Below are 22,526 nucleotides of genomic sequence, written 5' to 3'. Positions count from 1 at the left end.
ACTATATAAATTTTTCGAGCTGTTTTAAGGTGATTCTATTTTCGTAAATCGCCTTACCAATAATAACACCTTCGCAACCCAATTCTTTTAAAACCGGCAATTCATCAATAATTGAAATACCTCCTGAAGCAATTAATTTAACTGATTGGCCGTTACTCGCGCTTGAACACTCAGTAATAATTTCTTTATATAAATCTACTGAAGGTCCCTGCAGCATACCGTCTTTGGAAATATCTGTACAAATCACATATTGAATGCCCTTTTTCTGATAACCTTTTATAAACGGAATTAACTCTTCCTGACTATCTTCCTGCCAACCGCTAATTGCAATTTTTCCTGCATTACTGTCGGCCCCCAGAATAATTTTTTCAGATCCGTATTTTGAAATCCAACCTTCAAAAGTCTTAGCGTCCTTTACTGCAATACTACCTCCTGTAATTTGTCGGGCTCCTGAATTGAAGGCAATATGTAAATCTTCATTAGTTTTTAATCCGCCGCCAAAATCTACCTTTAACTTGGTTTTTGATGCAATTTGCTCTAAAACCTTGTAATTAACGATGTGCTGGGCTTTTGCGCCATCTAAATCGACTAAATGCAAATACTGAATACCTGCATCTTCAAACATTTTAGCAACTTCTAACGGATTCTCGTTGTATACTTTTTTTGTGTCGTAATCGCCTTTGGTTAGACGGACACATTTCCCATCTATAATATCTATGGCTGGTATAATTCTCATGTTATAGCTCTAAAAAGTTTTTTAAAATTTGTTCTCCTGCTAAGCTACTCTTTTCTGGGTGAAACTGCACGCCGTAAAAGTTTTTATGTTGCAAAGCCGAAGCATAGTTTAATCCGTAATCTGTGGTTGCGATGGTTTCAGGGCAATGCTCAGCATAATAACTATGTACAAGATACATGTATTCCTTTTCTTTAACATCTTTAAATAGATTCGATTTCAGCTCTTTAATGACATTCCAGCCCATTTGAGGTACTTTAACGGAGTTATCAAAACGTTTTACTACCGTTTTAAATACACCAAGTCCCTTGGTATTGCCTTCTTCGGTGAATTCACAAAGTAGTTGCATCCCTAAGCAAATCCCTAAAACCGGTTGTTTTAATTTTGGGATAAGTTTATCTAATCCGGATTCTTCCAGCATTGCCATAGCACTACTGGCCTCACCTACACCAGGAAATATGATTTTCTCGGCAGCAAGAATTTCTTCTGGGTCGTTTGAAAGCACAGCATCAACACCCAGACGCTTAAAAGCAAACTGAATACTTTTAATATTTCCTGCTCCGTAATTTATAATAACTAGTTTCATTTATAACATTCCTTTTGTTGATGGTAAAAACATCTTATTCGAATCTCGTTTTACCGCCATTTTCATGGCTTTAGCAAAGGCTTTAAAAATACCTTCGATTTTGTGATGTTCGTTTACACCTTCGGCTTTTACATTTAAATTACATTTAGCACCATCAGTAAACGATTTAAATAAATGAAAGAACATTTCGGTTGGCATATCGCCGATTTTTTCACGTTTAAATTCGGCATCCCATTCTAGCCAGTTACGACCACCAAAATCTACAGCTACCTGAGCTAAACAATCGTCCATTGGCAAACAAAACCCGTAACGTTCAATGCCTAATTTATTACCAAGAGCTTTACTAAACACTTCCCCTAAAGCAATCATAGTGTCTTCGATAGTATGGTGTTCATCAACCTCTAAATCACCATCAACTTTAATGGTTAAGTCCATAGCACCGTGACGCCCAATCTGATCTAACATATGATCGAAAAACGACAAACCAGTCTCGATATCATTTTTACCTGAACCGTCTAAATTCAGTTTGATATAAATTTTGGTTTCGTTTGTATTTCTGGTAATTTCAGAAACGCGATCCTTCAGTTTTAAAAACTCGTAGATTTCTTTCCAGTCAGTCGATGTTAATGCAATAGCGTCGTAGATTTCTTTGGTTGAGGATTCTATTTCATCTGCTCCAAGATTCGGGTCTTCAGAAAGATAAATCCCTTTTGCCCCAAGATTCTTTGCTAATTCCATATCGGTAATACGATCACCTAAAACGAAGGAGTTTTCTAAATCGTAATCTTGAGAAAAATATTTGGTTAATAAACCGGTTCTTGGTTTTCGCGTTGGTGCATTTTCGTGTGGAAATGTTTTATCGATATGAATATCTGCAAATTCAACACCTTCTTTAACAAAGGCATCAATAATTTTATTTTGAGCCGGCCAAAAAGTGTCTTCAGGAAATGAATCGGTTCCCAAGCCGTCCTGATTGGTTACCATAACCAGTTCGTAATCTAATTCACTGGCTATTTTAGCCATATATTGAAATACTTTGGGATAGAACTCCAATTTCTCTAAACTATCTAACTGATAATCTACGGGTGGCTCTAACACCAATGTACCATCGCGGTCTATAAATAATACTTTTTTCATTATATAGATTTTAAGGTATCTATTAATATTTTATTTTCATCAGCTGTTCCAACCGTTAATCTTAACGTATTTTCACAGCCTGGTTGTGTTGTTCTGTTTCTAATTACAATCCCCTTTTCAATTAGCTGATTATAACGTTTATTGGCATCATCAACCTTAACTAATACAAAATTGGCATCGGTTGGGTAAATTTTAGAAATATAATTCACCGATGTTAAAGCCTCTATTAACTTTTCTCTTTCTGAAAGGATATCTTGAATTTGGTTAGTTGCTATATCTTTAATACTTAATAATTCAATGGCTTTCTTCTGAGTGAGCTCATTGATGTTATATGGTGGTTTTATGGCGTTTAACACCGAAATAATTTCAGTTGACGCATAACAAATTCCTAAACGGATTCCTGCCATAGCATAAGCCTTAGAAACGGTTTGCGTTACAATTAAATTAGGGAATTGTTCTAATTTAGAGACCCAGCTTTGTTCTTTTGAAAAGTCGATATAAGCTTCGTCAATTACTACAATACCTTTAAACTCTGAAACCAATCTTTCAATAGCTTTAGCATTAAAACTATTTCCTGACGGATTGTTTGGTGAACAAACAAACAACAGTTTACTATTCTCGTCTACAACACTTAAAATCTTATCGACTTTAGGTTGAAAATTTTCATCTAAGCTAACTTTCTTAATGCTAATCGCATTTAAATTGGCCAACACCTCATACATCCCGTATGTTGGCGGTAAGGTGATAACATTATCCTGGTTGGGTTCGCAAAACGCACGATAGATTAAATCTAAAACTTCGTCGCTTCCATTTCCAAACATGATATTTTGCGTTGGCACACCTTTAATGTCTGACCAAAGTGATTTTAAAGTACGTTGTAACGGATCTGGATACCGGTTAACCCCGTTCTCGAACGGATTTTCATTAGCATCTAAAAACACCATATTATCGGAAGCACCCTGAAACTCATCACGCGCAGAAGAATACGGCTTTAATGCCTTAATGGTGGGCCTTAATAAATCTTTTATATTCATTATTCAATATCCTTTAATCGAATTGACACTGCGTTTTTATGGGCTTGCAATCCTTCAGCTTCCGCCATTTGCTCAATAGTGTTACCTATGTTCAACAAGCCTTCTTTAGAAATTTTCTGAAAGGTCATACTCTTTTGAAAACTATCTAAATTCACACCAGAATACGCTTTTGAAAATCCATTAGTAGGCAAAGTATGATTCGTACCAGAAGCATAATCACCAGCGCTTTCAGGGGTATAATCACCAATAAAAATAGAGCCTGCATTGGCAATACCATTTACATAAAAATCTTCATTTTTAGCACAAATAATAAAGTGTTCCGGGCCGTATTCATTGATTAATTCTAATGCAGCATTGTCATTTTCAACATAAATCAACTTCGAATTTGCAATAGCTTTTTCTGCAATGGCTTTACGCGGAAGAACCTCTAATTGTTTTTCAACTTCCTCAGATACTTTTTGAACCACATTTTTAGAAGTTGACACTAAAATCACCTGGCTATCGACGCCGTGCTCTGCCTGACTAAGGAGATCTGAAGCAATATAGGCTGGATTCCCGGTGTCATCGGCCACCACCAATAATTCACTTGGTCCTGCAGGCATATCGATAGCCACGCCAAATTTTGTCGCCAATTGCTTAGCTACAGTTACAAACTGATTCCCTGGTCCGAAAATTTTATAAACCTTAGGGATAATTTCTGTACCGAAAGTTAATCCGGCAATCGCTTGAATACCTCCGACTTTTATAATTTTAGTGACCCCACAAAGCTGTGCTGCAAATAGAATTTCGTTTGCCAATTGCCCTTCTTTGTTTGGAGGAGAACATAAAACAATTTCCTTGCATCCAGCGATTTGCGCAGGCACAGCCAACATTAAAACTGTTGAAAACAAAGGCGCTGTTCCTCCCGGAATGTATAATCCCACTTTTTCAATGGGACGTTTTTCCTGCCAGCAAACGACTCCGTTAGTGGTTTCAACTTTAACTCTTGAAGTTTTTTGAGCGCTGTGAAAAGTCTCTATATTCTGTTTTGCCTCAGTTATGGCTTTTTTTAAATCTTCTGAAACTCTATCGGCAGCCAATTGAATTTCTTCAGCAGACACGATATTCGTTTCTAAATCAACTTGATCAAACTGAAGCGTATAATTTTTAATCGCTTTATCACCTTCCTTTTTAACTTCATTGAATATTTTATTGACAGTAGCTTCTATATCGTCGACAGTCTGCGTAGGTCGCTTCAAGACTTCTGCCCATTTCGATTGTTTAGGATTATTAATTATCTGCATATCATCAAAAAATTAAAGAACCATTTTTTCAATAGGACATACTAAAATACCTTGGGCGCCCTTGGCTTTCAATTCATCAATAACATCCCAGAATTCATTTTTACTAATAACCGAGTGTATTGAACTCCACCCTTCCTGAGCTAACGGTAAAACTGTTGGGCTTTTCATTCCCGGCAGAACATTAATAATATCCTGAACTTTATCGTTTGGTGCATTTAATAATACATATTTAGATTCTCTTCCTTTTAAAACCGATTGAATTCTAAACTGGATTTTATCTAAAATAGCTTGTTTTTCTTTGTTTAGCACTGGAGATACAGCTAAAACAGCTTCCGACCTTAACAGCGTTTCAACTTCCTTTAAGTTATTCTTAAACAAGGTGCTTCCACTAGAAACAATATCACAAATAGCTTCAGAGAGCCCTATGTTTGGCGCAATTTCAACCGACCCGTTAATAATGTGAATGTTTGCAGAAACCCCTTTAGTATCAAGATATTTTTGAACAGTATTCGGATAAGATGTCGCAATGCGCTTACCTTCTAAATCTGTAAGTCCGTTATATTTCATAGATTTTGGCACAGCAATACAAACACGACAAGATGAAAACCCTAATTTTTCGGCAATGCCAATATCTTCACCCTTTTCAATTAGAACATTTTCTCCAATAATCGCGGCATCAACAACACCATCTTTAAGATATTGAGGGATATCGCCATTTCTTAAATAAAACACTTCGACAGGGAAGTTTCTGGCAGAAGCCTTTAATTGATCTTTTCCGTTATCGATAGATATACCGATATTTTTTAACAATTCCATGGATTCGTCGTGTAAACGACCAGCTTTTTGTACTGCAATTCGTAATTTACTCATTAGTTCATTTCGGTTTATATGAGTTTGAAACAATTAGTTGGTTTAGAAATAAAAAACCCGCTTGATTGTCTCAAACGGGTTTTAAAATATGTTGAATTTATTCAATACATTTTCACTTCGCTTGAGGGCAAATTTGAAAATGATGATAATGTGCTTGAATAAATGTCATTTGTTCTATTTCTGTTTCACAAATATTTAAAATAAAAACGTTTAATTCCAAATAATGCTATTATTTTTTTAAAGTATTTAACATTTAAAAGTTTTAGCTCAATTCTGTTAACTAAAATTCAATATTTAAATACAAAGCTAAATAATCTATTAATCGACTGTTTATTGGTTTCCTAAAATAATAGGCATACCACTATCTCCCGAACCAATAACAATCACTTTGCTATTTGGTGATTCTGATAATTTAACCGTCGCCTCAATACCTTTATCCTGAAGGATTTTATCGGTTAACGAAGCGCTTAGAATTTTATTAGCATCAGCTTTACCTTGCGCTTCAATAATCACTTTTTCAGCTTCTTTTTGAGCAGTCACTAATCTAAACTCATACTCTAATGACTCCTGTTCTTGTTTCAGTTTGCGCTCAATAGCATCTTTAATAGTAGGCGGTAAAGTCACATCTCTCACCAACACTTCATTTAACTGAATGTATTGATCCTCAACAATTTTTTGAGTTTCTTCAAAGATTTCCTGCTGAATGGCATCACGCTTACTAGAATATAATTGCTCAGGGGTATAACGGCCAACTACACTACGTGCCGCAGAACGAATTGCCGGAAGCAGCACGCGATCGATATACTGCTCACTTTTCTCCTGATGCAGTTTTCCTAACTGATCGTATTTAGGCTGAAACCAAACTGAAGCTTCCAGTTTAATATCTAAACCGTTTGAGGATAATACATTCATTTTTTCTAATTTCTCCTGCTGACGCACTTCATAAACAAACACTTTATTCCAAGGTGCCACAATATGAAATCCTTCACTTAACGGTGGCTCATCGGTTACAACCCCGCCTCCAAAGGTTCTATACAAAACACCTGCTTCACCAGAACCAATAGTCACTGCTGATTTTGACAATAAAACAATTAAAACTACTGCAACAATAATTACAGGAAATGCAATTTTTGGTAATTTTTCCATCTATATATTTAGTTTAAATTAATCCGTTATATTTTCTTAAAAACCACTCTAGACTTAGGCTCAGAGCGATTACGGCTAGTAAATATTTCCAATCTATTAAAGGTAAGCTATTTTTATGGCTTTTCTGAATTGTGCTAAAACGATTATCATTAAGCAAATCATCAATTAAAGCATCTGGATTATCAATAAAATATGCCTTTCCTGAACTATTAGACGCTAGTTGTTGAAGCTTTGTTACATTAGCATTTAAGAATTGTTGCTCTACATTATATTCAAGAATAGTAAAACTACCGGTTTTTGAAATATTAGCTTCTTCAGCATGAACCTTAAAATCATACTCCGAAGGTGATAAACTACTTAAATCTACCTCGTAATTATTATTTTTTAGAATGAGTGGAAATGTTTTAGATTCTTTCGATATTTTATCTGCTACGGTAATATTAAGAGTTTCCCGTTCATTAAAAATATAGTTCTTGTCAAAATATTGCGCTGTTACAATAACATTTCCGGAGCCATTGTAAAACGATTGATAATCGACATTCAGTCTGCTTTTTAATTTATTTGAAGCTAAATACTGAATTAATTTATTGAAGAAATTATCAAATCCGTGAAACGATTTGGTTTCCACATAACTTTGCGATCGCCATTGCCAGATGTTTTCACCTAACAACAACGCTTCCCTTCTACCTTGGGTTTCAAAAGTTCCAAGTAAAGGCTCTCCAACATCTATTCCGTTTAGCGTTTTATACAGAATCGTTTCAAAAGGCACCAAGGCAATCAACGAACTGTAATATGAATGTAATGGAGGGAAGGATTCAAAATCGATATCATCAACAAAAAATGGCGTGTAATTTTTCTCTAAAGCTGCCTGATAATTTTCTGTATTATAGGTGATTTCGAACTCATAACTTTTATTGATATTATTTAAGAATTCAATGTCTGTTTTTGGCCCTACGATAATAAATCTGTTTTTGTTTTCATTGTCTAATTGCTCAAACAATTCTTTAAACTTATCATTTGGCTGATACAGCACAATTAATTGAAAATCATTTATTTGATTTAAAATCGATTTTGAGTTAAAAAAGCTAACAGAGCGTTGTTCGTTACTTTCAATACTCTTTTTTAAAGCACCCAAATCCGGATGTATAATATCGCTAACAATAGCCACTTTTGTTTTTTGATCAATAACTTCTATTGCAAAATTTTTAGAGTTATTTATGGTGTTTTTTTCTGAATTTAAAGGCGATAGTGTCGCTTTGTACACCTGCACACCTACCTGATTTGCAGGTAAAGTGAAATTGATAACCTTGGAATTGTTCTCTTGCGAAAAATTAACTGGTTCAGAATAAATTATAGAATTCCCTATTGTTACTGTAAATTGGGATTTTACTGAACCTATTCCGTTGTAAACTAAAATGGTTTCAACAGGAAATTTATTTTTTAAATATGCGTATTTATTAACGCTAAGCTGCTGAATTTTTAAATCAACATAACTAATTGTATCACCTAAAATAACAGGATATACAGGTTGTTTATAATCGAGATAAGCAAACTCATAATTATTACCGTAGGTTTGATTACCATCGGTTATAAGTACTGTAGGCGATGTACTTTGCTTGTATATTTGCGTTAATTGAGAAAACGCCTGATTGATATTTGTCTCTTGTTCTGTAAAGGAAAGCGAATCAAAAGCTTTTATAGTATTTCCAAAACTATAAATACTTAAATTGAATTTATCCTGTAATTCCTTATTAGTCCTTAATTGATTTAATAATGTGTTGGCTTCTGTGTCATGACCTAAATACTTTATTGAAGATGAATTATCTATGGCTAAGACTAAATTTGGTTTTTCTACAGATAAAACAACTTGCTCAAATTTAGGATTGATTAACAATAAAATAACCGAGAAAATTGTGATAAAACGCAGAAACAAAAAAAGCATGCTTAATTTAGACATGCCTTTTTTGTTTTTATAATACTGAAATCCCGCTATTAATAAAGCAGTTATTCCAGAAATTATGATGTATACCAGAGTTTCAGAACTCATTAATTTACATAAAGTTTAAAAGTGAGATTTCCGCTTTCGCAGAAATTGAAAATTAGGTTAACATTCCACCGTCAACGTTTAATGTTTGCCCTGTTACGTATGCACTCATATCACTTGCTAAGAATACACATACGTTAGCAACATCTTCAGGAGTCCCACCACGTTTTAATGGAATACCAGCTCTCCATCCTTTAACCACTTCTTCATCTAATTTAGCTGTCATTTCAGTTTCAATGAAACCTGGAGCAACAACGTTACTACGAATGTTACGAGAACCTAACTCTAAAGCAACAGACTTAGAGAATCCGATGATACCCGCTTTAGAAGCCGCATAGTTTGTTTGACCAGCATTTCCTTTAACACCAACAACAGAACTCATGTTAATAATAGAACCTGCACGTTGCTTTAACATGGTGCGTTGTACTGCTTTAGTCATGTTGAAAACCGACTTTAAGTTCACTTCAATAACGGTGTCGAAATCTTCTTCAGAGATACGCATTAATAAGTTGTCTTTAGTGATACCTGCATTATTTACTAATACATCGATACTACCAAATTCGGCAACAACATCGTCAGCTAATTTTTGAGCTTCATCAAAACTTGCTGCGTTACTTTTATAACCTTTAGCTTTAACTCCTAAAGCGATTAATTCTTTTTCAAGCTCGTTAGCAGCTTCAACAGAAGAACTATATGTAAACGCTACATTAGCACCTTGAGCAGCAAAAACTTGTGCAATACCTCTTCCAATACCTCTACTTGCTCCTGTGATAATGGCGGTTTTACCTTCTAATAATTTCATGTGTAATATTTATTGTTTTTTAATAGTCACATGCAACACCAAATTTAACACTGCTTAATATTGTTAAATCAAAATGTTAGGTGTTTCATTGTGATTACTTTAATTTTATTTGAACATAACTCTATTAAAAAGAGTCATGTACATGGTTGGAAATTTTTCCTTATTTCAAATATAACAAATACAAATTGCAACAAATAAAAAACCTCACAAATTATTGCGAGGTTTTTCAGATATGTTTAGAGAGATTATCCTAAAACTTCAGCAACTTTCTTACCGATTTCAGCTGGAGAATCCACCACGTGAATTCCGCATTCTCTCATAATTTTCTTTTTAGCCTGAGCAGTATCATCGCTACCACCTACAATTGCACCTGCGTGCCCCATTGTACGTCCTGCCGGAGCAGTTTCACCAGCGATGAAACCGATGATAGGTTTTTTACTTCCGCTAGCTTTGTACCATTGTGCAGCATCAGCTTCTAACTGACCACCAATCTCACCAATCATAACTACAGCTTCTGTAGCAGGATCGTTGATTAATAACTCAACAGCTTCTTTAGTAGTTGTTCCAATGATTGGATCTCCACCAATACCAATTGCAGTAGTAATACCTAAACCTTGTTTTCCAACTTGGTCTGCAGCTTCATAAGTTAATGTACCTGATTTAGAAACAATACCTACTTTACCTTGCTTAAATACAAATCCTGGCATGATACCAACTTTAGCTTCTCCCGGAGTAATTACACCTGGACAGTTAGGACCAATTAAACGACAGTCTTTATCTTTAATGTAATCTGAAGCAATAATCATATCTGCAACAGGAATACCTTCAGTAATTGTAATAATTACTTTAATACCTGCATCAGCAGCTTCCATAATCGCATCAGCAGCAAAAGCTGGCGGTACAAAAATAATAGTAGTATCGGCACCTACTTGCTCTACAGCGTCTTTAACTGTATTAAAAACAGGCTTATCTAAGTGAGTTTGTCCTCCTTTTCCTGGAGTAACACCACCTACTACGTTTGTTCCGTATTCAATCATTTGGCTAGCGTGGAAAGTACCTTCACTTCCAGTAAACCCTTGAACTATTATTTTTGAATCTTTGTTTACTAAAACACTCATTTTTTATTATTATTTTGAATAAAGCTGCACAAAAATACTTTTTTTGAATATACTTTGGGCAGCATTTTTAATTTATTTTTTATATTTTAATTCTTCTAAAATTTTAGGAATTTGTTTCACTAAAGCTAAGCCTTTTAGGTGTTCTTTAGCTTCCTGAGCAGGTGTTCCCCAATAGGTTGTATGTCCTGCTAACGATTTACTAATACCAGCTTGAGCGTGCACTACAGCTTTAGTTCCTATCGTTATTCCGCTAGCACAACCAACCTGTCCCCAAATAGTCACTTCATCTTCAATAATAACACATCCAGCAATTCCGGCCTGAGAGGCAATTAAACATTTTTTACCTACAACAGTATCATGACCAATTTGAATAAGATTATCAAGTTTAGAACCTTCACCAATAATAGTATCTCCTGTAACTCCTCTGTCAATTGTACAAGAAGCTCCGATATCAACATTATCCTGAATAACCACTCGCCCACTAGATTTTAATCGATCGAAACCTTCTGGACGTTTTTTATAATAAAATGCATTAGCTCCTAAAACGGTATTAGCATGAATAGTTACGTTATCACCAATAACAGCATCATCATAAATACTTACATTAGAATGAATGACACAATTTTTACCAATAACAACATTATGGCCGATAAAACAATTAGGTTGAATAACGGTTCCCTCTCCTATTTGAGCTGAATCCGAAACCTGAGCATTAGCCTGTTTAAAAGGCTTAAAATGATTAGTAAGCTTATTAAAATCTCTAAAAGGGTCATCACTTACCAACAAAGCTTTGCCTTCAGGACATTCAACTTCTTTGTTAATTAAAACAATAGTTGCAGCTGAATTTAAAGCTTTATCGTAATATTTTGGATGATCAACAAATACAATGTCGCCAGGCTCGACAACATGTATTTCGTTCATTCCTAAAACAGGAAAATCGTCACCCCCAACAAATTCACAATCGATTAATTGAGCAATTTGTTTTAAAGTATGTGGTTTTGGAAATTTCAACTGAAATTATTCTTTAACGCGTTCTTTGTAAGTTCCTTTTTCAGTTTCAACTTTAATTTTATCACCTTCGTTGATGAATAAGGGTACGTTTACAATCGCTCCAGTTTCAACAGTAGCAGGCTTTGTTGCGTTAGTTGCAGTATTTCCTTTAACTCCAGGCTCAGTTGCAACAACTTCTAAAACAACACTTGCAGGCATCTCTACAGAAAGCGGCATGTTATCTTCAGCGTTAATCATAACCGTAACTACTTCTCCTTCTTTCATTAAACCTGGGTTATCTAAAGCAGCCTCAGATAATTGAATTTGAGAATAATCTTCTGTATTCATAAAGTGGTAATACTCACCATCGTTGTATAAAAACTGGAATTTGTGAGTTTCAACACGAACATCTTCTAATTTATGTCCTGCCGAAAAGGTATTATCTAATACTTTTCCTGTTGTTACACTTTTTAATTTTGTTCTTACGAAAGCAGGTCCTTTTCCTGGCTTTACGTGTAAAAACTCTATAATTTTATAGATATCGTTATTGAATCTTAAACATAATCCGTTTCTAATATCGCTCGTTGTAACTGCCATAATTTATGTATCTAAAATTGTATTTTTATTTTTTTTAATTTGATTTAAAGTATCCTTTCATAATACCACGCTGAGAATCTTTAATAAATTGAAGGATTTCATCACGCTCCGGTGTTGCTTCCATTTCAGCTTCAATAATTTCTGCCGCCTGGGTGTTATTATAATTCTTTTGATAAAGGATTCTGTAAATGTCTTGTATTTCTCTGATTTTTTCCGTTGAAAAACCACGACGTCTTAACCCTACTGAGTTAATCCCAACATATGATAACGGCTCTCTTGCTGCTTTAACAAACGGTGGCACGTCTTTACGTACTAATGACCCTCCGGTCACAAAGGCGTGATTACCAATAGAAACAAATTGATGCACCGCAGCCATACCTGCTAACACCACATAATTCCCAACGGTTATATGACCTGCCAAGGTACTGTTATTAGAAAATATACAGTTATCGCCTACAACACAATCATGAGCGATATGGCAATAAGCCATGATTAAACAATTGTTCCCGATTACGGTTTTCATTCTATCTGTAGTTCCACGGTTAATAGTAACACATTCTCTAATGGTTACGTTATCACCGATTTCTACAGTAGTTTCTTCGTCGTTATATTTTAAATCTTGTGGAACTGCTGAAATAACCGCACCAGGAAAGATGTTACAATTTTTTCCGATGCGAGCACCTTCCATAATAGTCACATTACTTCCTATCCAGGTTCCTTCACCAATAACTACATTGTTATGAATAGTTGTAAACGGCTCGATTACAACATTTTTTGCGATTTTAGCTCCTGGATGAACGTATGCAAGAGGTTGATTCATTTGTTTAGTTTTGTCTTTAAAAGTTTATTTTCCTCAATAATCGAGATTTATTGCTTCGATGCTTTTATCGAAATCAGTCTTTAAGCCATATAACGGCTCGTTATTATTAATCGTTTTTCACCTTTGAAATTTGCGCCATAAGCTCTGCTTCAGCACATAATTTTCCGTTAGCATACGCATATCCCTGCATGTGGCAAATACCTCTTCTAATAGGTGTTATTAATGTACATTTAAATATTAACGTATCTCCTGGAGATACTTTTTGTTTGAATTTAACATTATCCATTTTCATGAAGAATGTTAAATAATTTTCAGGATCCGGAACTGTACTTAAAACTAAAATACCTCCTGTCTGGGCCATCGCTTCTACAATTAAAACACCTGGCATAACAGGTGCTCCCGGGAAATGACCTCTGAAGAAATCCTCATTCATAGTCACATTCTTTGTAGCTGTTACGTGCTGGTCACTAAGCTCGAAAACTTTATCGATTAATAAGAACGGCTGTCTGTGAGGTAACATAGCCATAATCTGAGTCACATCCATTAATGGAGGCTGATTTAAATCGATATTTGGTACATTGTTACGACGCTCGTTTTTAATTATTTTAGATAATTTTTTAGCGAATTGTGTATTAATATAGTGTCCTGGTTTGTTAGCAATAACCTTACCTCTAATTTTAGTTCCTACTAAAGCTAAATCACCAACAACATCTAACAGTTTGTGTCTGGCTGCTTCATTTGGATGATGCAAAGTTAAATTGTCTAAAATACCATTTGGTTTAACCGCAATAGCATCTTTCTTGAATGCCACTTTCAATTTCTCCATTGTTTCAGGAGATAAAGGTTTATCTACGTAAACAATAGCATTGTTTAAATCACCCCCTTTAATTAAACCATGCTCTAAAAGCATTTCTATTTCGTGTAAAAAACTAAATGTTCTTGACGTAGATATTTCCTCTTTAAAATCAGACATCTGATTTAAAGTGGCATTTTGAGTTCCTAAAACTTTAGTGCCGAAATCTACCATAGTAGTAATTTGATACTGATTTGCCGGCATAACAAGAATTTCGCTTCCTGAATCTTCATCGGTATAAGCAACAATGTCGGTCACTACAAATTCTTCACGAAAAGCATCTTGCTCAACAATACCTGCTTTTTCGATAGCTTCCACAAAAAACTTTGAAGATCCATCCATAATTGGAGGTTCTGAAGCATTTAATTCTAAAATAACGTTATCGATATCTAAACCAATTAACGCTGCAAGTACATGTTCTGAAGTTTGAATAGTAACTCCGTTTTTTTCTAAACATGTCCCTCTTTGGGTGTTTGTAACATAATTTGCATCAGCTTCAATAACAGGCGCACCCTCTAAATCCACTCGCTTAAATGCTAATCCGGTATTAGCAGGAGCTGGTTTAAAAGTCAAGGTAACGTCTTTACCTGTATGTAAACCAACACCAGTTAAAGAAATTTCTTTCTCAATAGTTTTTTGCTTCGTTTCAGTAACTACTATTCCCATTTATTTTTTTCTAAATCATTAATGTTTTTAACAATCTTAGGTAGGTTCTTAAAGTGAACGTACGATTTATTATAATCACTAAGTGTTATCGCAGGAGACCCTTGTAACACTTCGTTATCTTTTACTTTTCTGGCAATGCCAGATTGTGCCTGAACTTTCACATTATTACCAATAACAATATGTCCGGCAATACCAACCTGACCTCCAATTACACAGTTTTCACCAATTTTGGTCGATCCTGCTATTCCGGTTTGTGCAGCAATAACGGTGTTTTTTCCAATCTCGACATTATGAGCAATCTGAATCTGATTGTCTAGCTTAACTCCCGTTCTAATTATGGTTGAACCTAGAGTTGCTCTATCTATTGTGGTGGCCGCACCAACATCTACATAATCTTCAATAATTACATTTCCTGTCTGCGGTACTTTATTGTATCCCCCCTCTTCGTTAGGCGCATAACCAAATCCATCGGCACCAATAATAGAACCTGAGTTGATCACACAATTCTTACCAATAACAGTTTCTGAATATATTTTTGCCCCTGAGAAAATAATGGTATTATCTCCTACAACAGAATTATCCCCTATATATGAATTAGGGAAAATCTTAACATTATTCCCAATAGTGACATTTTCACCTATATAGGAAAATGCTCCTACATAAATATCGTCTCCATAACTAGAGGATTCAGCTATAAATGAAGGTTGTTCAATACCAGTTTTATTAAGTTTTACAGAATTGTAATATTCGAGAATTTTTGAAAATGCCAGATAAGCATCATCAACTTTTATTAACGTCGTATTGATTTCTTCCTCAGGTTCAAAAGTTTTATTAACTATGGTGATTGAAGCCTTTGTGGTGTAGATATAGTGTTTGTATTTTGGATTCGCTAAAAACGTTAAAGAGCCTTCGGTTCCTTCCTCTATTTTAGAAAGTTTAGACACTTCAGCATCAGGATTTCCAACGACATCACCCATTAAAATCCCTGCTATTTGTTCTGCTGTAAATTTCACACTTTAGAGTTTGATGATTTAATATATTGGGCAAAAATAGGAAAAATGTCCTAAAGTTTTTCATCTCTACCCGCTTATTGTTTTAAAGATTAACGTCACTTTTCAACGCCATATAGCCTAAGTTGTTTGTTTTGGGTAACATATATAATATTTTGTTACCGGTTTTGATAAGGCTTTTATGTTTAAATGATCCGACGCCTTAACCACATCCTGAATTTTACCCGATTTATGTAAAATATTTATACTCTTATTTTTAAGCTGATAAGCCTGATTTGAAATATCTCCAGTAAAAACAAAATAAGACGCCTCTTCTCTACTTATATTATATTTAGCTATTAATTCCTCTAAAAACCTTTCCAGACTTTCAGGTTTTATGGGTTTCTTTTTCAATTTTATGGTTAAAAGATTTCTATTGATAATCATTTCACATAAATGACTCAATACAAAATCATCTTCAAACTGCCATTCCTTCATGGCGCTTATAACGTCATAATCGTCTAATTGTGCAAAAACATTAAGTCTGTGTTCATTAAAATCTTCTAGTTTAATTTTATTTTCCAAGAAATAGATTAAAGCCTTACTTGCAGTTAATTTATAACCTTCACTATATAACTCTTTAGCACGTTGCAGTACCCTTATCAATAATTGTTCGGCAACCAATCCTGTTTTATGAAGATACACCTGCCAGTACATTAATCGCCGGGCTACAATAAACTTTTCTACACTATAAATACCCTTCTCTTCAACAACCAAATTATCATCAACCACATTGAGCATCGTAATTAAACGCTCGCTATTCACATTACCTTCAGCAACACCTGTGTAAAAACTATCCCGCTTTAAATAATCGGCACGATCAATATCAAATTGACCAGAGATTAACTGACACATAAAAGCGCGCGGGTATTCTCCTTTAAAAATCTCAATTGCTAACGTTAAACTTCCGTTAAATTCCTCGTTTAAACGTTCCATGAAAAGCAATGAAAGTTGCTCATGAGACACGCTATTCACAATGCTATGTTCCATGGCGTGCGAAAATGGCCCATGACCAATATCATGCAATAAAATTGCTATATAGAGTCCGTTTTCTTCTTCTTCAGATACTGTAACCCCTTTAAAACGAAGTACATTAACCGCCTGCTGCATTAAATGCACGCAGCCAATAGCATGATGAAAACGCGTGTGATGCGCTCCCGGATAAACCGTATAAGACATCCCCATTTGGGTTATTCTACGTAAACGTTGAAAATATTTATGCTGAATTAAATCGAATATTAGAGAATTCGGAATAGTAATAAATCCGTAAATTGGGTCGTTTAATATTTTAAGTTTGTTCAAACTTTAATCATTAAGGTTTATACTAACAAATATAAATATATAGACAGTCTCAACAAAAGACATTTACAAAACAAATTGAAATAAATTAATTATTAAACATATTTAAATGGGTGCAATACAAATACTTTGGGTAGATGATGAAATTGACTTACTAAAACCACATATTTTATTTTTAGAGCAACGCAATTACAATGTAACCACCTGCAAAAGCGGTACTGAAGCCATCGATGTTTTAGAAAATGAAAAATTTGATATTGTATTTTTAGATGAAAATATGCCTGGACTTACAGGTCTTGAAACCTTAAATGAGTTAAAAGCCAAGCAAGACAATCTTCCAGTTGTCATGATTACAAAAAGTGAGGAGGAATATATTATGGAAGAAGCTATTGGCAGTAAAATAGCCGACTACCTCATAAAGCCAGTAAATCCGAATCAAATATTATTAAGTCTGAAAAAAAACTTAGACCATTCCAGATTGGTTTCTGAAAAAACAACATCAAGCTACCAACAAGAATTTAGAAAAATAGCCATGGATTTAGCTATGGTAAATTCTTTTGAAGAATGGGTGAGTTTATATCAAAAATTACTGTATTGGGAGATTCAATTAGAAAATATTGAAGACCCGAGTATGTTTGAAATTCTGGAATCTCAAAAAACAGAAGCTAACATTCAATTCGGGAAGTTTATTGAGAAAAATTACGCCGATTGGTTCAGTCCTCACACCAAAGCTCCTGTAATGTCTCACACTTTATTCAGAGAAAAAATTGTTCCGGAACTAAGCAAAGACCAACCAACACTATTAGTTGTAGTTGATAATTTACGTTATGATCAATGGAAAGTTTTCGAGCCTATTGTTAACAATCATTATAAAAAAAATCATGAAGAAGCTTTTTTTAGCATATTACCAACAGCAACTCAATATGCTAGAAATGCTATTTTTTCCGGGCTAATGCCAGGCGACATGGAGAAACTATATCCTCAGTACTGGAAAAACGACACTGACGAGGGAGGCAAGAATCTGCATGAGGAAGATTTCTTACAGGCACAAATGAAGCGATTAAACCTGAGTCACTTGACTTGTGAATTTCATAAAATCACTAATCTTAAAACAGGAAAAAAGCTAGTCGATAATTTTAAATCACTCAAAAACAACGATCTCACAGTAGTCGTTTATAATTTTGTTGATATGCTTTCGCATGCTAAAACAGAAATGGAAGTTGTAAAGGAATTAGCTTCCAACGATAAGGCTTACAGATCTTTAACTCTTAGCTGGTTTAAAAATTCACCTCTTTTAGAAATGATTCAACAAGCTCAGCAATTAGGTTTTAAATTAATCATAACTACAGATCATGGTACTATTAATGTAAAAAACCCATCTAAAGTTATTGGAGATAGAGATACTAGTTTAAATTTGCGCTATAAAACCGGTAGAAGCTTAACGTATGAAGAGAAGGAAGTACTTGTGTTTAAAGATCCAAAAGAAGTGCATTTGCCTTCAATAAATATGAGTAGTTCTTATATTTTCGCGAAAAGTGATTCATTCTTTGCATATCCTAATAACTATAACCATTATGTTAGTTATTACCGAAACACATACCAACATGGTGGTGTTTCGCTAGAAGAGATGATTATTCCTTTTTCCGTTTTTCTACCAAAATAATCTATAAAATACATAAAAATCCGATAAAAAGCTAAAATGATTAGCAATTTTCGTATATAATTTGTAATATTGTTTTTAAATTTGATTGAATTGGAAATAAATTATAATCTTGATCAACTTGATAATGTTGCTGAGCAAATCATCAAAAACCTAAAAACCAAGACATTATTATTTCATGGTAATATGGGCGCTGGAAAAACAACACTAATTAAGGCTTTAATTAAAGCTTTAGGAAGTCATGACGAAGTGAGCAGCCCTACCTTTTCAATAGTTAATGAATATGAATTGACAAATGACAAAATTTATCATTTCGATTTATATAGAATTAAAGATATTGAAGAGGCTTATAATTTTGGCATAGAAGATTATTTAGATTCGGGATACTGGAATTTAATTGAGTGGCCAGATGTCATAGATGATTTATTGCCAAATAAATTTGACATCATATCAATTGATGTAAAGGAAGCTAATAATAGATTATTAGTTCTAAAATAGTAATTAATAACGTTTAAGTTACATGATATAAACACACATTTGCTCCGAAATTTGAAGTTTTACGGCAAACCCGTAACAAAAAAAACAAAAACATTAGTTTTTAACATTTTTTTAACATTTTAAGAAAAACTTCAAATCAGCCTTTAGTTACATTTGGGTAATTAATTAATTAAATCCCTTAAAAAATGAAAACTAAAAAGTATTTAATCGCATTAGCGATCTTCGGAGGAATGTTGTTTACAGCTTATGCAGCTAACGCAGTTAACCAAGATGAGCAACAAACAGCAAAAATTGAAAGATCAAGAATTAAAGTTCCATCGGCTGGATAAAAAAAGCTTGATTATAGGGAGTATTATAGCTACATTGATAGCAATTACACCCTATTTATTTTACCTATATGAAAGTGCTCCAGACATTCAAGTTTGGGACACTTTTTTATTTACATACGACAGTAAATACTATGGTAGCATCTTTGTTTTAGCCTGGACTTTAACCGGTAAAGTTATACCATTATATTTAATTTTTATTTGGTTCTTTACTTGTCGTCATTGGTGGTATCATGTTTTACTTGTTCCTATTGCTATGTATGCCTATCAAATTTTCATCACATTAAATGATGATTTAGATTATGTTGATTCTAATCAATTAATATATCTAATTCCTATAATGGCAGTTATTGTACCTTCTATATATCTTATTCGAGCGCAGATTTTTAACAAAATCAATAATGCAGATAAAACTATGGAGGAACTTGAAGATGAATTTAAAATGACTCCTAAAAACTTCTGGGATAGGCTTAGAAATTATTTTTAATGATTCGAATTATTATTTTCTAATCGATCTCGTTCATCTATATTAATTTCTTTCTTATTTGAAGATAACTTATAATTACCAAACTTATAATTAAAACCAAAAGTAAACATTCTGTTTTCCATTCTGGACTTCATGTATAGATCTTGGTTAGCATAATTATTTGTCATATCAAAATTTTGAGTATTAAAAGCATCTGTAACACCAATACTTAACGAAGCTCTATTACTCCAAAAAGATTTTCTTAAATTCACATCAAGTCCGTGACGTAAACTATACACTGAAGGCCCATCAACTATTGCGGAAATATAATTATAGGATATATCAGCGGTTAAACTTTTGTCTTGTAAAAAAGAAAAATAGTTAATAATCTGACCGTAAACAGACCATTTATCATTTGTGTATAGTTGATTTTTATTTAACCCTCCATAGTACTTTCCTTCGTAATAAAACAAAGAAGACAATACATACAAATTCCAGTTCGTGACAATGTTGGTATACGTCATAAAATCCAATCCATAAGATATATTTCTGTCAATATTTGTATTTATATATCTAACCTTATTATTTTCATTATCCTGCTGTAATAATTGTAACGACGGATTGTTTTCGTTTCTGTAATAAACCTCAAATGTATAGGTGCTTTTTAAAGTATAGCCTAAAGTAAAAACATCATCAATTTGTGGTTGTAAATTCGGGTTTCCAACGATATAGGTGTTATCGTTTAAGTAATATTTAAATGGATTTAAATCATTATATCTTGGTCTTGATATTCGTTTATTATAACTAAAGTAAATCTGATTATTATCATTAATTTGATCAGATAAATAAAATGAAGGAAAGAATTTAGTATAATTTATTTTATTCGAACTTGCCGCTAACAATAACTCCCCGATCAAGCTGGTGTGCTCAACTCGCAATCCTGTTTTAAAACTCCATTTATCCCAGTCTTTTGCAAAACTTGAATAAACAGCGTAATTTTTTTCTCCATAAAGAAAGGTGTCTTGCTCGTCAATATCTTCCGATATCTGACCGTTATTTAAAACAAACTGATTAATAAAACTTTCTGAATCAATGTCAGAAACCTTAATGCCTGCTTCGATTTGAATGTTATGATTTAAAGGTAATTGATAATCTAATTGCCCAGTATATAATTGTGTTTTTTGATTTGCATTTGTTTGAAACACATTTTCTCTAAAAGAGACGTTTCCATTTGGCAAATAATATTTTGTATTTACATTTTGTAAACTTGTAAAATCATAATTTGTATGATGAAAATTTACAGATAACTTTTCTCCTTCTTTTTTGAAATCATGAACAAAATCAAGATTAAAAGCCAAATTATTGGTTTTAAGATTAGCCCTATTAGTTGTGTCGAATAAAGAATCTAAAATATAATTCACACTAAACATTTCGGTAGTTGAATTAATATCTGTATTTGTGTTTTTTTCTGGGGCAATTAAAATACTGGAAGAAAAACTTAAAGTGTTATTTTCATTTAACTCATAATCTATATTAGCGTTTAAATTATGATTAAGAGTTTCTTTAGTGCGTTTAAAATCTGTTTCCCAAATAGCTGATGTTTCGTTTAATTCATCTTTGAAATTTACAATTTCACTATTATGCCTGTAATCTTTTCTTGGATTTCCACTATAGTTTAAATACCCATTTAATTTATCAGCTTTAAAAAAGTGACTTGTTCCTAAAGAATACTTCGGGTATTTATAACCTTGCTTGTAATTTCCATAAACACTACCATTATAGCCTGCTACAATATTTTTACTAGTTACAATATTTATTACAGCATTTCCTTCTGCATCGTATCTTGCTGGAGGATTAGTTATAACCTCAATTGATTTCAAGTTTTGAGCTGTAGTGCCTTCTAAGAGTTGCTGAATTTCATTAGAAGACAAATAAACCCGTTTATCATTTAAGTAAATTATCGGCTCTCCGTTTTTAACAGTAATCTTATTATCTGCCACCATTACACCTGGTGTATTCTTTAAAACATCTAAAACATTATAATTTGACAATGTAGAATTTTCAACATCAAAAACAACACGGTCAATCAATCGTTTTACAGTGGGTCTTTTAGCGGTAACCAAAACTCCTTCTAATGCCTCAGCCTTTTCACTTAAAACAATATTGTTAAATGCTATATTTTTGTACAACTCAAAAGTCAAACTGTAATCTTCAAAACCTAAATACGAAATCTTAAGAATATAAGTACCCTCTTGAATGTTTTCAAATTTAAAATCACCTGAATCATCTGTTGTTGTTCCACTTTTTACTTCAGAATCGCTATCCATTAAAATAACATTAGAAAAAGCAACCGAGATTTTATTTTCATCTACTACATGTCCGGAAATAATGTAGTTTTGCGTCAAAGCAAACAAAGGAAAGAAGCATATAAAAAGTAGTGGTAGTTTTTTTAACATAGAGCGATTTCTACATACAAACATAAAATAATTTATTTAAAATATTTTGAGGGAAATCCATAAAAGCCAAAACTTTATTTGTTAACCTGTAAA

Annotated in this window: 21 protein-coding genes; 4 read left to right on the top strand and 17 right to left on the bottom strand. The window is 33.5% G+C overall.

Annotated elements, in window-relative coordinates:
- Window position 1: 1 nt before the first annotated feature.
- The 16 genes from hisA to NO995_RS08065 form a co-directional block, all read right to left on the bottom strand.
- Window positions 2-736: a 1-(5-phosphoribosyl)-5-[(5-phosphoribosylamino)methylideneamino]imidazole-4-carboxamide isomerase gene (gene hisA / locus NO995_RS08140; RefSeq protein ID WP_258227071.1), complete on the bottom strand. Its 735-nt coding sequence runs from the start codon at window positions 734-736 to the stop codon at window positions 2-4.
- Window position 737: 1 nt separating this feature from the next.
- On the bottom strand, window positions 738-1,319 hold the full coding sequence (hisH, locus tag NO995_RS08135; RefSeq protein WP_258227070.1) for an imidazole glycerol phosphate synthase subunit HisH: 582 nt from the start codon (window positions 1,317-1,319) through the stop codon (window positions 738-740).
- Window positions 1,320-2,456: a bifunctional histidinol-phosphatase/imidazoleglycerol-phosphate dehydratase HisB gene (gene hisB, locus NO995_RS08130; protein ID WP_258227069.1), complete on the bottom strand. Its 1,137-nt coding sequence runs from the start codon at window positions 2,454-2,456 to the stop codon at window positions 1,320-1,322.
- On the bottom strand, window positions 2,456-3,490 hold the full coding sequence (gene hisC, locus NO995_RS08125; protein ID WP_258227068.1) for a histidinol-phosphate transaminase: 1,035 nt from the start codon (window positions 3,488-3,490) through the stop codon (window positions 2,456-2,458). Before hisC ends, hisB begins: the two co-directional genes overlap by 1 nt.
- On the bottom strand, window positions 3,490-4,773 hold the full coding sequence (gene hisD, locus NO995_RS08120; RefSeq protein WP_258227067.1) for a histidinol dehydrogenase: 1,284 nt from the start codon (window positions 4,771-4,773) through the stop codon (window positions 3,490-3,492). Before hisD ends, hisC begins: the two co-directional genes overlap by 1 nt.
- Window positions 4,774-4,785: 12 nt before the next feature.
- Window positions 4,786-5,643 (bottom strand): ATP phosphoribosyltransferase, encoded by an 858-nt coding sequence (gene hisG / locus NO995_RS08115; protein ID WP_258227066.1) that lies wholly within the window; start codon window positions 5,641-5,643, stop codon window positions 4,786-4,788.
- Between the two features lie 330 nt (window positions 5,644-5,973).
- Window positions 5,974-6,789 (bottom strand): prohibitin family protein, encoded by an 816-nt coding sequence (locus NO995_RS08110; RefSeq protein ID WP_258227065.1) that lies wholly within the window; start codon window positions 6,787-6,789, stop codon window positions 5,974-5,976.
- 13 nt (window positions 6,790-6,802) lie between these two features.
- Window positions 6,803-8,836, bottom strand: a complete 2,034-nt coding sequence (locus NO995_RS08105; protein WP_258227064.1) for a VWA domain-containing protein — start codon at window positions 8,834-8,836, stop codon at window positions 6,803-6,805.
- Window positions 8,837-8,888: 52 nt separating this feature from the next.
- Complete coding sequence (gene fabG, locus NO995_RS08100; protein ID WP_240574986.1) at window positions 8,889-9,635, bottom strand: 3-oxoacyl-[acyl-carrier-protein] reductase; 747 nt, start codon at window positions 9,633-9,635, stop codon at window positions 8,889-8,891.
- A 245-nt stretch (window positions 9,636-9,880) separates the two neighbouring features.
- Entirely contained in the window at window positions 9,881-10,753 is an 873-nt protein-coding gene (sucD, locus tag NO995_RS08095) for a succinate--CoA ligase subunit alpha (protein WP_240574987.1), read from the bottom strand.
- 72 nt (window positions 10,754-10,825) lie between these two features.
- Complete coding sequence (locus NO995_RS08090) at window positions 10,826-11,764, bottom strand: UDP-3-O-(3-hydroxymyristoyl)glucosamine N-acyltransferase (RefSeq protein WP_258227063.1); 939 nt, start codon at window positions 11,762-11,764, stop codon at window positions 10,826-10,828.
- Window positions 11,765-11,770: 6 nt separating this feature from the next.
- Window positions 11,771-12,340, bottom strand: a complete 570-nt coding sequence (gene efp, locus NO995_RS08085) for an elongation factor P (protein ID WP_240574989.1) — start codon at window positions 12,338-12,340, stop codon at window positions 11,771-11,773.
- A 34-nt stretch (window positions 12,341-12,374) separates the two neighbouring features.
- Window positions 12,375-13,160 carry an acyl-ACP--UDP-N-acetylglucosamine O-acyltransferase gene (gene lpxA / locus NO995_RS08080; RefSeq protein WP_240574990.1) on the bottom strand — a complete coding sequence of 262 codons (786 nt, stop codon included), beginning with the start codon at window positions 13,158-13,160 and terminating at the stop codon, window positions 12,375-12,377.
- 106 nt (window positions 13,161-13,266) lie between these two features.
- Window positions 13,267-14,679 carry a bifunctional UDP-3-O-[3-hydroxymyristoyl] N-acetylglucosamine deacetylase/3-hydroxyacyl-ACP dehydratase gene (locus NO995_RS08075; RefSeq protein WP_258227062.1) on the bottom strand — a complete coding sequence of 471 codons (1,413 nt, stop codon included), beginning with the start codon at window positions 14,677-14,679 and terminating at the stop codon, window positions 13,267-13,269.
- The gene (gene lpxD, locus NO995_RS08070) at window positions 14,670-15,692 is read right to left on the bottom strand and encodes a UDP-3-O-(3-hydroxymyristoyl)glucosamine N-acyltransferase (RefSeq protein ID WP_258227061.1); all 1,023 of its coding nucleotides are present in this window, start codon (window positions 15,690-15,692) and stop codon (window positions 14,670-14,672) included. Before lpxD ends, NO995_RS08075 begins: the two co-directional genes overlap by 10 nt.
- A gap of 117 nt (window positions 15,693-15,809) precedes the next feature.
- Window positions 15,810-17,030, bottom strand: coding sequence for an HD domain-containing protein (locus NO995_RS08065; protein WP_258227060.1), 1,221 nt, complete (start codon window positions 17,028-17,030; stop codon window positions 15,810-15,812).
- Window positions 17,031-17,136: 106 nt separating this feature from the next.
- Here NO995_RS08065 and NO995_RS08060 point away from each other — a divergent pair, with 106 nt between their 5' ends.
- From NO995_RS08060 to NO995_RS08045, 4 genes are all read left to right on the top strand, one after another.
- Window positions 17,137-18,690 (top strand): PglZ domain-containing protein, encoded by a 1,554-nt coding sequence (locus NO995_RS08060; RefSeq protein ID WP_258227059.1) that lies wholly within the window; start codon window positions 17,137-17,139, stop codon window positions 18,688-18,690.
- Window positions 18,691-18,780: 90 nt separating this feature from the next.
- On the top strand, window positions 18,781-19,185 hold the full coding sequence (tsaE, locus tag NO995_RS08055) for a tRNA (adenosine(37)-N6)-threonylcarbamoyltransferase complex ATPase subunit type 1 TsaE (protein WP_258227058.1): 405 nt from the start codon (window positions 18,781-18,783) through the stop codon (window positions 19,183-19,185).
- A gap of 185 nt (window positions 19,186-19,370) precedes the next feature.
- Window positions 19,371-19,514, top strand: coding sequence for a hypothetical protein (locus tag NO995_RS08050; RefSeq protein ID WP_258227057.1), 144 nt, complete (start codon window positions 19,371-19,373; stop codon window positions 19,512-19,514).
- Between the two features lie 7 nt (window positions 19,515-19,521).
- Window positions 19,522-19,998 (top strand): hypothetical protein, encoded by a 477-nt coding sequence (locus tag NO995_RS08045; protein ID WP_258227056.1) that lies wholly within the window; start codon window positions 19,522-19,524, stop codon window positions 19,996-19,998.
- Here NO995_RS08045 and NO995_RS08040 read toward each other — a convergent pair.
- Window positions 19,995-22,433: an outer membrane beta-barrel protein gene (locus NO995_RS08040; RefSeq protein WP_258227055.1), complete on the bottom strand. Its 2,439-nt coding sequence runs from the start codon at window positions 22,431-22,433 to the stop codon at window positions 19,995-19,997. The genes NO995_RS08045 and NO995_RS08040 overlap by 4 nt on opposite strands.
- Between the last annotated feature and the right edge of the window lie 93 nt (window positions 22,434-22,526).

The organism is Aestuariibaculum sp. M13, from assembly GCF_024723255.1.
Classification (GTDB): domain Bacteria; phylum Bacteroidota; class Bacteroidia; order Flavobacteriales; family Flavobacteriaceae; genus Aestuariibaculum; species Aestuariibaculum lutulentum.
This window is presented reverse-complemented; position numbering and strand designations above follow the sequence as displayed.